This is a genomic window from Alteribacter lacisalsi, assembly GCF_003226345.1.
Lineage (GTDB): Bacteria > Bacillota > Bacilli > Bacillales > Salisediminibacteriaceae > Alteribacter > Alteribacter lacisalsi.
In genome coordinates this window covers 1,176,422-1,190,132 of sequence record NZ_PDOF01000001.1, presented here as the reverse complement: position 1 = coordinate 1,190,132, position 13,711 = coordinate 1,176,422, and the positions used below count along the sequence as shown (strand labels likewise).

Sequence of the window (13,711 nt, the reverse complement as noted above, 5' to 3'; positions counted from 1 at the left end):
TCCATAATAAAACACAATTGGTACGAACACAGCCAATAAAAAGATCATTTAATCATCGTACTCAATTGAGAGAATTTCGCCGGTATAGGCATCAATGATGAAGTCCGCTTCAATTCCGGTACTGTCATTTTCAATTTCGATTTCATAAACAAGACGGCCGTCTTTCTGCTCGAGATCCACATCATCCACTTCCCCCTGAAACTCATTGAGAGCGATGTTAATCGCTTCCTGTTCTGAAATTGGACCCTCAGCCTGCTGATTTTCTTCCTCCACTGTGTAGGAGAGAATGTCTCCTGTGACTGCATCGAGTTCAAACATGCCTGTGCCGCCTTCCTCCGCAACAGTAACATGATACACCGGACGGCCGTCGTCATCATTTCTCTCAATCTCGAGCACTTCCGCTTCTTCATCAAGTGTTTCGAGCACCCTGCGCCGGACTTCATCGACTTCAAGAACCTCACGTTCCCGATTCTCCTCATCCATATTAATTTCCAGCAGTTCCATGTCGATAATCTCACCGGTGATGGCGTTAACAAGAAGGTAATACCCTCCTTCTCTTGTGGAGAGTTCCGCATGATATACTTGCTCTCCAGCTTCCTCGCCTGACCGAATGTCACTGATTGTCCCGTCATACCTTTCCTCAAGCATGCCAGCGATTTCAGCCTCTGCAAGCGTGCCTCCTGCCTGGGACTGCAAAAAAAACACGCCTGCTGCTGCCAGCAGTGTAACTGCGGTGATGGAAATCATCAGTTTGTATTTCATACGTTCACCTCTCCAGAAGGCAGTGTAACCGTAAAAACGGATCCCGCCCCTTCTCTGCTTTTTACGCTGACTGATCCTTTATGGGCAGAAGCAATAGCTCTTGCAATGGATAGACCGAGCCCGGTCCCCCCTGTTTTCCGTGCTCTGGCCTTGTCAACACGGAAAAAACGTTCAAAGACAGCAGCCTGATCTTTTTTTGGAATACCGATCCCGTAATCTTTTATTTGAATGCTGATGGAATCATTGTGCCCTTCAATACGGATCTCCACCTGCTCCTCACTATATTTCAGCGCATTATCAACAAGAATAAACAGAAGCTGATTCAGTTTCCCTGCATCGCCATTGAGTACCGCCGGACCGCAGCACTCCACATTCACCTTACGACTGTAGGCCGTACCCAGCTTTTTCGCGATTCCCTCGGCCGCTTTGCAAATGTCCACCCGGCTTACTTCAAGCGTTTCCTCTGTTTCTCCTGAAGCCAGGGCAAGCATCTGGTTCGTCATATCCTTCATTCTCCTGGATTCTGATTCAATGGCGTTGACTGCCTCTTCCAGTACTTCCGGCCGGTCTTTCCCCCATCGCTTCAAGAGAGCAGCGTAGCTCGTAATGACGGTTAATGGTGTCTTGAGCTCATGAGAGGCATCTGACACAAACTGTTTCTGTTTATCAAAGTTTTCTTTCAGAAGATCAATCATATGGTTGAACGTCCGTCCCATATCTGTGAGCTCGTCCTTTGCCCTGGCGTCAATTTCAATTTTTTTGAATGTGCCCTGGTCCCGGATGTGGTTCATCGTTGAAACAAGATTTTGAATAGGTCTGAGTATGAACCGGCTTAATGCACGGGCGGCAAAAAAGGATGGAATGAGTATGACTGCTGTTGAGAGAAGCAGGATGACTCTTAAAATTCCTACAGTTTCTTCGTGTGTGTTCATCGGAGACAGAAATTCAAGGGAGGCAATGGATCCGTCCGTCCAGATTACAGGTGTCACAGCTCTTGCATAGCGAATCTCCTCAAAAAGCACATCGTCTCTCTGCTCATTAGATGAGTATACTGCGTCAACGCTGTTGAGCTGTACGTTTTTTGTAACAGCAATCGGAGTATCGCCATTTTCCCGAACAATACGGATCATGCCGCCTTCAGGTACGGATGCTCTGATAAAAGAACCTGCTTCTTCCTGACCGAAACCGGTTGCCTGCATCGCTTCCACCACCGTTCTTGCCTGGCTGAGTGCACGATCGGTCTCTGCGTTCATGGTGTAATAATGAAACAGGAGATAGATGCCTGAATTTACAATCGCAAGAATGAGAAACAGCGTCACGGTTGTATAAACGGTAATCCGTTGTGACAGTTTCATTCCCGGGGCTCCTTGAGGACATATCCGACTCCCCGTACTGTATGAATGAGCGCTTTATCAAAAGGCTTATCTGTCTTCTGCCTTAAGTAACGAATATAGACATCCACCACGTTTGTATCGCCGTAGTAATCAAATCCCCACACCTGATCAAGAATCTGCTCCCTTGTCAGGACCTGACCCTGATTTTCCAGCAAAAACAAAAGCAAGTCATACTCCCTCGGGGTCAGTTCGATGTAATCACCGTTTCTAGTTACCTCCCTCGTTTTCGTATTTACGGTTAAATCAGAAAATGTCATTTCTCCATCTGCCAGTTTTTCCTTCGCCCTGCCGGTCTGTCCGCTCCGAAGGGAGGCACGTATTCTCGCCAGCAGCTCTTCAATTTCAAACGGTTTGGTTACATAATCATTCGCACCCTGATCGAGACCAGTTACTTTATCAACGACTGCATCCCTTGCTGTCAGCATGATGACAGGCGTTTGATTATCCTGAGCTCTCAGTCTCCGCAGAACCTCAATGCCGCTCATCCGTGGCAGCATGACATCAAGAAGGATCAGATCACATTGTTCTTTCTGCAGGAATTCCCACGCAGTGAGACCATCTTCCTTTACAAGGGCAGTAAAGCCCTCATACTCAAGTTCCAGTCTGATTACATTGGCAATATTAATTTCATCTTCGACTATGAGAATACGTATGTTCTCCACCTTCAGCATCTCCTTAAACTTGATCCTGCATTTTTTAAATGAGTATACCCTTCGTCAGTTTTGCGAAGCTCCGCTGAACGCCATCCGCTCGCTTTCTGCGGCATAGGGAGCGGGCAGGATTTCACTCATTTTTCTTAGTTTACACGAAAAAAATGAGAGAATGATGAGAAAATGCTCCGTATCATTCTCCATATGCATGTGCTCATAACCTCTGCTTAACGTTAGGATAGTGACATGCAAAAGACCGCTTTTCCCATACGGAAAAAACGGTCCTGATTTTGTTTATATGACGAAATAGAAGAATGCTCTCCTTGAACTGCTTCAAACGGATTTATTTCTGATTCTGCATCGCTTTCATCATCTGGTTGATCTTCTTCTGCGACGGGTTCATCCCCATTTGCATCATCATAACACGAAGCATTTTTTCATTGATCGGCGGATTCTTTTTCATATAGCTCATCATGTACTGCCGCGCAATAAAGAAACCGATCGCAATCCCGCCCAGTAAGCTGAGCACACCGATTAAAATATTTACCCACATAAAACGGTGATCCTCCTTCTCTCTACGTTGTCTTCCATGTCGCTGTTTCACGTCCGAATGGAACCTCATATATTATAACGCAATGAGGTGGACATTAAAAGAGAATGGGAAAGAAATCCTGTTTTTCATCCCGGTTCTACAATCCGGAATGATTTGAGCGGCTTCAGCCAGCCATAACGTTCATTCTGGTAATCGGCTGCAAAGAAATAATCATCGTAATCACGGAGGATATCAAAAATCTCCGTTTCAAGTTCGAACGAGCCCTCCGATTCCAGGGTCACTTTGTTTTTTCCGACCGTCAGCACAGCACGGGATTTGTGATCACTGGAACTGAAGCAGTGGACAAAGGGGCTTTTCTGCTCATACCCTTTCACATTCAGACATGCCTGCCTGAGCCAGGAATTAAGATCATTATCATTAATGGACTTGCGTATATAATGCACCTGACGGCTCGTGATTTCTTTCAGGTTGTCTTCAGCCAGGCAGTTTTCCTTGAAAAGGTGAAAAAGTTTCGATTCAAACCCGTAATAAATCAAAGCGACTTCTTCATTTATTAAAAAGAGATCATAGCTTCTCATATCCGCTTTCCCTCCTGCGGCGCTCCCCATGCATTCATATGAACCAAAAAGGTTCCGGATTACGATGCAGTCACAGGAGCCCTTTTTACTATCCTACACGATTCCTCCTTCAAGGCTTGTCTGATTTTGCTGAAGAAAACCACTCTTTTTGTCGAACGTCCTGAACGAAGAAAAAAGTACCACTCCCTGCAGTCAAGTCCTGCATTACCTGCACAGATGGGCGATGTAGATCCTGACAGAAAAAAAGAAGCCTGTGCATCCGCACAGACCTCTTCAGGTATATTATTTTTCGAGAAGCTGCTTAAAGTTTGCAGCCACGTTTTCAGCTGTAAAACCGTATTCTTCCATTACTTTTCCGCCTGGAGCAGAGGCACCGAAACGATCGATTCCGAGCACGGCACCGTGATCGCCTGTGTAACGTTCCCAGCCGAGGCTTGCTGCCATCTCAACAGCCAGACGCGCTTTTACATCTTTCGGAATGACAGATTCTTTATATTCCGCAGACTGCTTTTCGAAGCGGTCCCAGCTTGGCATACTTACAACATTGACAAAGAGACCTTCTTTTTCAAGAGCCTGCTGCGCTTCCACTGCAAGGGAGACCTCAGAGCCGGTAGCGATGAGGATGCCGTCCATGTCACCGTTGGCTTCCGACACGACATAAGCACCTTTTTTCACGCCTTCATAGGCCTTTTTGTCTGTTCCTTCAAGAGTCGGCAGTCCCTGGCGTGTAAGAACGAGAGCTGTCGGCTCGTTTTTGCTTTCCATCGCCAGCTTATATGCCGCCGCCGTTTCATTCCCGTCTGCCGGGCGGATGACGCTCAGACCAGGAATCGCCCGCATAGCCGGGAGCTGTTCAACCGGTTCGTGGGTCGGACCGTCTTCGCCTACGGCGATGCTGTCGTGAGTAAATACATATGTCACAGGCACCTGCATAAGAGCGCTCAGCCGCGCTGCAGGGCGGAGATAATCAGAGAAAACGAAAAACGTCGCAGCATAAGGCTTTACTCCGCCGTGCAGTGCCATACCGTTTACTGCGGATGCCATGGCAAATTCCCTTACGCCGAACCAGATGTTTCGTCCACTGTAATTCTCGCGAGTAAAGTCTTCCACACCTTTAAGCATTGTGTTGTTTGAAGAAGCAAGGTCAGCGGAGCCGCCGAATACGTATGGCACATTTTTACCGATCGCATTAAGCACTTCCCCGCCGCTCGCACGGGTTGCAAGCTTATCGTCTGTAGAATAAACGGGCACATCTTTATCCCAGCCTTCAGGAAGGTCACCGCTGATCGCAAGTTCAAGCTCAGATGCCAGTTCCGGATACGCTTCCTTGTAGCCTTCAAACATGTCGTTCCACTGCTGTTCCTTTTCCGCACCAAGTTCCGCAAGTTCCGCATAGTGACTGCGTACCTCGTCAGGAACGTGGAAGTCGTTTTCAAACGTCCACTTATAATAATCTTTCGTTAATTTAGCCTCTTCCTCACCGAGAGGCTTCCCGTGTGATTCGTTGGAGCCGCTCCGGTTCGGAGACCCATATCCAATCGTTGTTTTAACTTCGATCATCGTTGGGCGGTCGTCTTCTTTTGCTGCTTCAATCGCACGGTTGATTTCATCGAGATTGTTGCCGTCCTCAACACGGATCACCTGCCAGCCGTAAGCCTTATAGCGGTCCTCAACACTCTCGGAGAACGATTTGTCAAGATCGCCGTCCAGGGAAATATCATTGGAATCATACAGGACAATCAGACGGCCAAGCTTGAGATGGCCGGCAAGGGACGCTGATTCGGAAGAGACGCCTTCCATGAGGTCACCGTCTCCGCAAATAGCGTATGTATAATGATCAACAACGTTGTAGCTGTCACGGTTATACGTGGATGCCAGGTATCTTTCTGCCATAGCCATTCCTGTTGCCATCGCAAGCCCCTGACCGAGTGGGCCTGTAGTGGCATCTACACCTGGTGTATGGCCGAACTCCGGGTGTCCCGGCGTTTTGGAATCCCACTGACGGAATGACTTCAGATCGTCCATCGAGACATCGTAGCCATGAAGATGGAGTAGGCTGTAAAGAAGCATCGATCCGTGTCCTGCAGACAGGACAAAGCGATCTCTGTTAAACCATTCAGGGTTTTTCGGGTTATGATTCATGTAATTGGAGAACAGGGTGTAAGCCATCGGAGCTGCCCCCATCGGCATACCCGGATGTCCGGAATTTGCTTTTTCAATACTGTCAATTGCGAGCGTACGGATGGTACTGATTGACAGGTTTTCAACTGTGTTAGACATGACGTTCATCCTCTCAGAATTAATACTTGTTGACTTCATGTATCATGATATACTTTCCTGTATCATTAGACAACCATTATCCGGGCAACGAGAAGAAGGGATTTCATACGAGTATAGTTTTCAAACCTACGGCTGCTTTTATTCAGTGGATCAAGGCTATTTTAAATATTGGCTCTGTTTAAGTCTGTTGTTGATTTCCGCTCACTGCGCTTCCTTTCCGCGGGCACCGCTTCAGCCTCCTCGGGAAGCATGCTTCTTCCTCTGCTCGTTTCGCTTCGAAGCGTCTGCGTCGAAGCATCCTCGTGAAGTAACCGCTCGTCCCTGCGGGGTCTTCAGCCGGCGCTGTTCCCGCTATTACAGGGCAGCTGACTCCTTCCAGTGAAATTCCACTGCAGAAAAAAACTGCCCGGCTCATAACGAACCAGGCAGCTCTGTAGTTATTCTTCTTTTTTTTCATCCTTTTCTTTTACTGCAGTTGCTGTGCTGCTTTTTTCACGTTCGGCAGCCATTTCCTCTGACAGATTGTCGATGCTCTGCTTGACATTTCCTTTACCTGCAAAGCTTTCGATCAGTTCTTTCATATCCAGTCCTGAGGAGGCTTTTAATGATTCCTGAAGGCTTCCCATCAGGTTGGTGGCGTAGCCGGTGACTTTATTGGCTCCGCTGTTCTGCCCGCTGCCGCCCGTATCCACTACGGTAATCTTATCAATGTTGCCCAGCGGCTGTGCAGCCTGTTTGGCGTATTCCGGAAGCATCTCCGTAATCATATCCAGCATCGCTGCCTGGCCGTACTTGCTGAAGGCCTCGGCAATCTTCTCTTTTGCTTCGGCTTCGGCCAGACCTTTGGACAAAATAACATCCGCTTCTGCTCTACCGCGCTCACGCTCGGCCTCGGCTGCACGGAGTTCTTTTGCTTTCTGGGCTTCGGCTTCCTGTTCAACTGCATAACGCTCGGCGTCGGCTTTCTTTTTGACCTCTGCGTCGTACTGACGCTCACGGCGCTGAATCTCTTTTTCTTCGAGTTCAATCTGTTTCTGACGTTCGATAATATTAACCTGCATTTTCTCTTCGGTTACTTTCTGCTGAGCTCTCGCTTCCTGAAGGGAGTATGCCTGGTCAGCCTGTGCTTTCGCTTCTTCCTGCTGACGTCGGTATTCGGCTACCTTCAGTTCTTTTTCTTTCTGGGAATTGGCAATTTCCGCGTCACGCGTATATTCTGCAGCTTTTGCTTCCTGCTCGGCACGAGCATTTTCAATTCTCGCCTCTTTTTCACGCTCGGCTCTAGCGATGGCTGCGTCACGCTTTACTGCAGCGATCTGCGGCTGTCCAAGAGCATCAAGATAGCCGTTTTTATCACTTACTTCGTTCGTCGTGAAAGAAAGGATGCGCAGACCCATTTTGCTGAGGTCGGTTGCTGCAACCTTCTGAACTTCTTTGGCAAACACTTCACGGTCTGAGTTAATTTCCTCCACCGTCATTGAGCTTAAAATCGCACGGAGGTGTCCCTCAAGAACCTGACGGGCTTCTGTTTTCAAATCATCATATTTTCCGATATACTGCTCGGCGGCTGTTGAAATTTCCTGTACACTCGAACCGATTTTAATAATGGCATTACCGTTCACCGAAACCGGTACACCCTGCTTGGAGTAAACATTGTTAGCACCTACTTCAAGCTTGTGGTTCTCCAGGCTGATGCGTCTGGCCTGCTGCATGACAGGGATAATAAACGCCCCGCCACCGTGAATAATCTTTACTTTCTTTCCTTCGTCATCGGAAACGACGCTTTTACCGGCGCCAAGCAGACTTCCTGTTACAATTAGTGCTTCGTTTTTCCCTACAGTCGTATACTTCGTTACAAAAAGAATGACAAGAACAAATATAATGGCAGCTACAACACCGCCGATAATCAGTGTAAAATCAGTCATCAATACGTTCCTCCATCATCAGCTTTTTTTCTTCTCTGCTTACAATAAGAATCTGGTTTTCTCTGTCTACGTCCACAATCTGTACTTCCTCGCCCCCGGGAATTCTTGAATCTTCAACGGACCTGGCAGGATAGCCTTTGATGGAAAACGTGGTTTTCACAATTACTTCCCCGATATCATCACCTTTGCCGATAGCAGCTGACACTTCACCGTATTCACCGATCAAATCGCTCAAATGAAAGCCAACGCTTGATTCTGCTCTTGATAGAGGAGCGAGCACGAGCATATGTAACAGGGTGACAAGGACAAAAGCAATACCAAGGGAAAAGCCGAAATTTAAAAGGCTTGAAAAGGCAGTGCTTGCTTCAAGAATGAGTGCCGATCCGCACAGAACAGCAATAAAACTCAGGACGACTGCCGGGTTAAGAAACCCTCCAGGGGCAGATTCAAATAACGAATCCAGAATATCGCCGAAAAGAGCATTCAGCAGTGTGAGCGATCCGGCAACAATCAGCCCAATTAGATAGATAGTATTTAAGTCCATATTCCCTTTCCGTAATTGTTCATCACGGTTTCCTCCTTTCAGACGTTTTAAGTAATATTCTTCCGGGGATTTCTTATTCCTCCTTTCTGCTGCACTGATCTCCTGATCAGGCACTCTACCTGTCTGCTCCCATTCTAGCATTGGAAGGCTGACATTTGTTAAATAAAGGATCATTTTTCCCTATGTATACATTTACGGATCAGCATGACAAAAGTTTCACACAAAAAAAGAGACCGGGCCAGAAGTGTTTTTTACAGACCAAAATTCGAACAATCCCTTTGCTGAGCAAGTAAATCGCTCCCGAAAACATCCGCCGCTTCCTGCGGAAAGCGGCGGATGTTTTCGGGAGCTAGTCAGCTTTTTGTTCGCATTTTAAACTGAACACTTTCTTTCCCGGGCTCTTTCGTTCCTAATGGAGCGTGCTGTTGTTATTTTCCTTACTCTTCTTGAGTTTGGCAGGTGTCACGTCGTTACCTTCATCATCTACGACTTTTACTGAATGCAGCTGGTTTTTAAAAGAACTTCTGACACTTTTCAGATACTCCTGTCTGAGTTCCTTCTGTTCAGCTGTTTCTTTAAGGGAAAGACCCTCTGATTTTGACTTGCGGGCAAGTTCATTAATTCGCGCTATTTTATCCTTACTGAGCATGTATAAATCATTCCTTTTTTTAACGTTCTCAATGTGCCTTTTATGGTACAGGAGAAATGGTGCCGTATCAAGTAGTGGGAATCGAGGCGTTCTCTTCGCCATTTTTCATATATTCCCTGTACCTTCTGTGAGCCGTTGCCTTTGAAAGGTCAAAACCAAGTCCGCGGAGAGTCGCAGCAAGTTCGTGGAACGTTAGCCCGTTGTTTCTGAGACGAACGATCTCCTCCACAGGGACATCTTTCTTTTTACGGCCGCCCCTGCTTCCGTTTGCCAGATTATGCTGCGGTTTGTAACCGTTGTCCACTGCCTGCTTCATACCACGCCTGATTTTCAGGTTATGAAGCTTCCGCTGATGCTCTTCAACGATGGAGACAATATCAAGCACCATCGAGTCAGTCTCTGAAAGGACAAGCTTTCCCTGATCCTGGACCGTACAGACAGAGATCCCCAGTTTATGCAATTGATGAATGAGTGCCATTTTGGCATTCCCCCTGCCAAGCCGGGTATCGTCCTGAATAAGCAGGGTATCCGCTTCTTTTTCCTGAAAGACAGCGAGCATATCGAAAATTCCGTCCCTGTCGATATCATAGCCGCTTTTCTGTTCTTCAATAATTTTCACAACAGTCAGGCTGTATTCTTCCGCCAGCCGCTCAAGCTCGGATCGCTGTCTGGCGAGGGAGGTTTCCTGTTCTTCTTTTTTTGTACTGACACGTGTATAAATGATGGCTTTTTTCACATTAATGTTCCCCTTTAACAGGTACAGTCAGTTCCTGCCCTGCAAATATAACGGATCCTTCAAGTTCATTGTAGACAGAGATCCAGTGAATAACCGATTCCTTATTTGTATCCAGGTCATCATGAAGTTTCGATGCGATCGACCACAAGGTCTCGCCTTCTTCCACTGTTACTTTTTCATGGTCGTATGGTTCAAGTCCTTTACTTTCTGTGGGAACAGTTGTAACAAACACGAACAGCATAATTAAAACGGCCGTAACAATATGGGTACCGTATTGTTTAAACAGGCTTCTCATCACAAACACCTCTTTACCAGAATGTATGTTCGTATACAGTATAAACAAGAACAGCTGTTCTGGTCAAGAGGAAAAACAGAACGGGTGTTTGCACGAACATACAGACCATGGTATAATGTTCCTGTACCATAAGAACAATGCCAACTTTAACATTTACATAGGGGAAGTTTGACAAGATTAAGAGACAGAAGGGAAAGAGGTGCACATATGACAAAGCTATCGAGGCGTCAGCAGGATATACTGGAGTATATAAAAGACGAGGTTAAAAAGAAAGGCTATCCACCGAGTGTACGGGAGATTGGTGAGGCGGTTGGCCTTGCCTCAAGCTCCACTGTACACGGTCATTTGTCGAGGCTGGAGAAAAAAGGCCTGATTCGCAGAGACCCGACAAAACCCCGTGCAATAGAAGTGACAGAACTGGAAGAGGAGACGCCGGTTCCTCATGCCACGGAAAGCTCGTCCGTTTACGTTCCGGTTATTGGTAAAGTCACGGCCGGTTCACCAATTACGGCAATCGAGAATATTGAAGAATACGTTCCTCTCCCATCAAGGATGGTGCAGGACGAGAAATCGTTTATTCTTGAAATTCAGGGTGATTCCATGATTGAGGCCGGTATTTTTGACGGCGATATGGTTGTGGTCCGCCAGCAGCAGAGTGCCAACAATGGAGATATAGTCGTAGCCATGACTGAAGACGACGAAGCAACAGTGAAACGCTTCTTTAAGGAAAAAGACCATGTCCGGCTCCAGCCGGAAAACGCGTCACTTGATCCGATTCTTCTTACCAACGTTTCGATTCTTGGAAAAGTGGTCGGCGTGTTCCGGACAGTGCATTAAAAAATCCAAATAAATCCCCGGCCATTCGAATGGCCGGGGATTTCTTATGATCCTGAATAACGTTTCATCCGTTTTTCCTGGTTGTGGTCGGCCACAATAAAACATGCGTGAATGGCACCCGGCAGCCAGAAGAACAGGGTAAGGATAAGATTAAGAATTGCCTGAAACGGTCTGCCGACTAAAAGTACAGCCACAGGCGGCAGCAGAACAGCCAGTAAGTACATCATTGGCATAAGCTCCTTTCGCACTCGTCTCTTCTTTTATTACCTGATATGTATGATCTTAAACCAATGACGATCCATGAGCTGTTTTCACGATTTTTTATAGCTGACGTCACCGCTGTCATCGACAAATCCCCATCCGCCAATGATCGTTTCATTTACTTCAATCACATAGCCGACCTGTTCTTTTGCCAGACGGAAGGCTTCATCCCTGTCCTCAATGGCTGTGCCCGGTCCCTGCCTGTATTCAGGAAGGGTACTTCCTGACACACCGCTTTCTCCTCTTAGCAGCAGCTCTTTTTCAGCATTTTGCGCTGACTTTACTTTAAAATAGGTTCTGTTCATCATATCCCTCTTTCTGTTTCCTGCAATGTCTGTCCACAGATTCATTCGGCGTGTCCTCCTGTTCTGTGTCTGTGGTTTTAATACTGAAAGAAAGCCGGTGAGGAAGATTAACCAAGAACAACCTTCATGCACTGCCGGCTTTAAAAGAAAAAGCTGTGAGGAAGAACTAACAACATAGCGGATGAAATGGTCAATTGTTAATTTCGTAAGGTGTGAAGCAAAGCTTCTGTTCGAGCGAATAAAAAAACCCTCAAGCCAAAAGGCTCAAGGGTTCTGGTTTTTAGTAAAGACTCATGTACTGCTCGCGCTCCCATGGGTGCACTTGCGTACGGAACATATCCCACTCGATTTCCTTCGCTTCAACGAAGTGCTCAAGTGCATGAGCACCGAGTGCTTTCTTCATAACTTCACTCGTCTGAAGGTTGTCGAGTGCCTCCTTCAGCGTTGCCGGAAGTGATTCGATGCCTTCCTCATGACGCTCATCGCGGTCCATGGCATAGATGTTGCTGTCTGTTGCAGGAGGCGGCGTCATCTTATGACGGATGCCGTCAAGTCCGGCTGCAAGCAGAGACGCCATTGCTAGATACGGGTTCGCAGCAGGGTCCGGGCTGCGGACTTCAATTCGTGTGCTCAGGCCGCGTGAAGAGGGAATCCGTACAAGCGGCGAACGGTTACGCATGGACCAGGCTACGTAACAAGGCGCTTCATAACCCGGAACAAGACGCTTATAGGAGTTTACCGTCGGGTTCGTAAGGGCAGTAAACGCTGTAGCGTGAGTCAGAATACCGCCGAGAAACTGCATTGCCGTTTCGCTCAGCTGTCCTTCTGCATTTTCGTCAAAGAAGGAATTTTCCTTGCCTTTAAACAGACTCATGTTGGCGTGCATACCGTTTCCGTTTACCCCAAAGAGCGGTTTAGGCATGAACGTTGCATGAAGACCGTGCTTACGGGCAATCGTTTTTACTACAAGCTTAAACGTCTGAATGTTATCACATGTCGTAATAGCATCTGCGTATTTAAAGTCGATTTCGTGCTGGCCAGGTGCCACTTCGTGGTGGGATGCTTCAATTTCAAAGCCCATATCCTCAAGCTCAAGCACGATATCACGGCGGCAGTTTTCCCCGAGGTCAGTTGGAGAAAGGTCGAAATAACCGCCTTTATCATTAAGTTCGAGCGTAGGCTCGCCTTTTTCATCGTTTTTAAAGAGGAAGAATTCCGGCTCAGGACCGATGTTGAAGTCTGTAAACCCAAGATCCTCCGCATCTTTAAGTACACGCTTCAGAACGCCGCGGGGATCTCCTTCAAAAGGCGTTCCATCCGGATTGTAAATGTCACAGATCAGACGGGCAACTTTACCTTTTTCAGGAGTCCATGGGAAGATGACCCATGTGTCAAGATCCGGATAAAGGTACATATCAGATTCTTCAATACGAACGAAACCTTCGATCGAAGATCCGTCGAACATCATCAGGTTGTCGAGTGCTTTTGGCAGCTGGTCAACCGGGATCTCCACGTTCTTAATAATTCCGAGCAGGTCAGTGAACTGCAGTCGGATAAATTTTACATTTTCTTCGTCAGCCATTTTCATGATATCTTCTCTAGCAAATTTGCTTCCCATAAGAGTAAGTCTCCTCCTTGAATTTTCCCGTCTTTGTTTCACCGGGATCTCGATTTTAGCTTTTTCCAAACTTTTCTCTAATAAGGATGAGCCGGAATAAGTGATTCTATTCTCCAGAAAGTTTGACTCGCATCCTGCTTTTTCTGAGTCTTTTCAGTTCAGATTGGCTTACGCTTCAAACACCTCGCTCTCCTTTGATACTTCCATCCTATACAAATCCTTTTTCATTGTGTGTAATGCTGTCAGATTATCTGACAAACAAATTAAAATGCTGAACCGGCTGGGAGCCGGGCGCACGTATGTACTCCTATTAGCAGAGCAAAA

The 13,711-nt window shown here is 46.9% G+C and carries 15 protein-coding genes; 1 reads left to right on the top strand and 14 read right to left on the bottom strand.

Annotation, left to right across the window (positions count from 1 at the left end; genetic code table 11):
• Window positions 1-48: 48 nt before the first annotated feature.
• The 11 genes from CR205_RS05850 to yneA form a co-directional block, all read right to left on the bottom strand.
• Window positions 49-762 carry a PepSY domain-containing protein gene (locus tag CR205_RS05850; protein ID WP_110517869.1) on the bottom strand — a complete coding sequence of 238 codons (714 nt, stop codon included), beginning with the start codon at window positions 760-762 and terminating at the stop codon, window positions 49-51.
• A complete protein-coding gene (locus CR205_RS05845; protein WP_110517868.1) occupies window positions 759-2,117 on the bottom strand; it encodes a sensor histidine kinase in 1,359 nt (452 codons plus the stop codon). Before CR205_RS05845 ends, CR205_RS05850 begins: the two co-directional genes overlap by 4 nt.
• Window positions 2,114-2,818, bottom strand: coding sequence for a response regulator transcription factor (locus CR205_RS05840; RefSeq protein ID WP_110517866.1), 705 nt, complete (start codon window positions 2,816-2,818; stop codon window positions 2,114-2,116). The genes CR205_RS05845 and CR205_RS05840 overlap by 4 nt, the downstream gene beginning before the upstream one ends.
• A 331-nt stretch (window positions 2,819-3,149) precedes the next feature.
• The gene (locus tag CR205_RS05835) at window positions 3,150-3,359 is read right to left on the bottom strand and encodes a YneF family protein (RefSeq protein ID WP_110517864.1); all 210 of its coding nucleotides are present in this window, start codon (window positions 3,357-3,359) and stop codon (window positions 3,150-3,152) included.
• A gap of 125 nt (window positions 3,360-3,484) precedes the next feature.
• On the bottom strand, window positions 3,485-3,937 hold the full coding sequence (gene sirA, locus CR205_RS05830; RefSeq protein ID WP_161524683.1) for a sporulation inhibitor of replication protein SirA: 453 nt from the start codon (window positions 3,935-3,937) through the stop codon (window positions 3,485-3,487).
• A gap of 282 nt (window positions 3,938-4,219) precedes the next feature.
• Window positions 4,220-6,217 carry a transketolase gene (gene tkt, locus CR205_RS05825; RefSeq protein WP_110517860.1) on the bottom strand — a complete coding sequence of 666 codons (1,998 nt, stop codon included), beginning with the start codon at window positions 6,215-6,217 and terminating at the stop codon, window positions 4,220-4,222.
• A 437-nt stretch (window positions 6,218-6,654) separates the two neighbouring features.
• Complete coding sequence (locus CR205_RS05820; protein ID WP_110517858.1) at window positions 6,655-8,142, bottom strand: flotillin family protein; 1,488 nt, start codon at window positions 8,140-8,142, stop codon at window positions 6,655-6,657.
• Entirely contained in the window at window positions 8,135-8,800 is a 666-nt protein-coding gene (locus tag CR205_RS05815) for a hypothetical protein (protein ID WP_161524682.1), read from the bottom strand. Before CR205_RS05815 ends, CR205_RS05820 begins: the two co-directional genes overlap by 8 nt.
• Window positions 8,801-9,095: 295 nt before the next feature.
• Window positions 9,096-9,335 (bottom strand): DUF896 domain-containing protein, encoded by a 240-nt coding sequence (locus CR205_RS05810; protein ID WP_110517855.1) that lies wholly within the window; start codon window positions 9,333-9,335, stop codon window positions 9,096-9,098.
• A 67-nt stretch (window positions 9,336-9,402) separates the two neighbouring features.
• Entirely contained in the window at window positions 9,403-10,071 is a 669-nt protein-coding gene (locus CR205_RS05805; protein ID WP_110517853.1) for a YneB family resolvase-like protein, read from the bottom strand.
• Between the two features lies 1 nt (window position 10,072).
• Window positions 10,073-10,366: a cell division suppressor protein YneA gene (gene yneA, locus CR205_RS05800; protein ID WP_110517851.1), complete on the bottom strand. Its 294-nt coding sequence runs from the start codon at window positions 10,364-10,366 to the stop codon at window positions 10,073-10,075.
• 207 nt (window positions 10,367-10,573) lie between these two features.
• On the opposite strand from yneA, the gene lexA reads away from it, so the two are divergent.
• On the top strand, window positions 10,574-11,203 hold the full coding sequence (gene lexA, locus CR205_RS05795) for a transcriptional repressor LexA (RefSeq protein ID WP_110517849.1): 630 nt from the start codon (window positions 10,574-10,576) through the stop codon (window positions 11,201-11,203).
• Window positions 11,204-11,247: 44 nt separating this feature from the next.
• Here lexA and CR205_RS05790 read toward each other — a convergent pair whose 3' ends face one another.
• The 3 genes from CR205_RS05790 to glnA all read right to left on the bottom strand — a co-directional run bounded on the left by CR205_RS05790 (window position 11,248) and on the right by glnA (window position 13,387).
• Entirely contained in the window at window positions 11,248-11,430 is a 183-nt protein-coding gene (locus CR205_RS05790; RefSeq protein WP_110517847.1) for a YqaE/Pmp3 family membrane protein, read from the bottom strand.
• 84 nt (window positions 11,431-11,514) lie between these two features.
• Window positions 11,515-11,814, bottom strand: coding sequence for a hypothetical protein (locus CR205_RS05785; RefSeq protein ID WP_110517845.1), 300 nt, complete (start codon window positions 11,812-11,814; stop codon window positions 11,515-11,517).
• A 235-nt stretch (window positions 11,815-12,049) separates the two neighbouring features.
• Window positions 12,050-13,387, bottom strand: coding sequence for a type I glutamate--ammonia ligase (glnA, locus tag CR205_RS05780; protein WP_110517843.1), 1,338 nt, complete (start codon window positions 13,385-13,387; stop codon window positions 12,050-12,052).
• Between the last annotated feature and the right edge of the window lie 324 nt (window positions 13,388-13,711).